This window comes from Anaerovorax odorimutans (assembly GCF_024459955.1).
Lineage (GTDB): Bacteria > Bacillota > Clostridia > Peptostreptococcales > Anaerovoracaceae > Hominibacterium > Hominibacterium odorimutans_A.
This window is the reverse complement of record NZ_JANFXK010000250.1, coordinates 1-220: the sequence shown is the minus strand read 5'-3', so window position 1 is coordinate 220 and position 220 is coordinate 1. Positions and strand designations below refer to the sequence as shown.

1 protein-coding gene is annotated in these 220 nt (G+C 36.8%); it reads right to left on the bottom strand.

All coding sequences use genetic code 11. From position 1 onward, the window contains the following. Positions 1–7 precede the first annotated feature (7 nt). Positions 8–220 (bottom strand): adenylosuccinate synthetase (locus NE619_RS18665; protein WP_256133945.1); only part of this gene is annotated, 213 nt, incomplete at its 5' end.

The following is a 220-nucleotide window of genomic DNA, read 5'->3' as shown; positions in this document are numbered from 1 at the left end:
CTATGAATTAACGGTTACGATAAATAATATCATCTCTTCCCGGGCCGTTACTGATCATTGTAAACGGATATCCGACCTCTTTTTCGATAAACTCTATATAATTACGGCAATTTTCCGGAAGATCTTCGTATTTTCTGATTCCTCTGATATCTTCTTTCCAACCCGGAAGTGTTTTAAGAACCGGTTTTGCTTTTTCAAGAAGATGTGTTACAGGAAAATC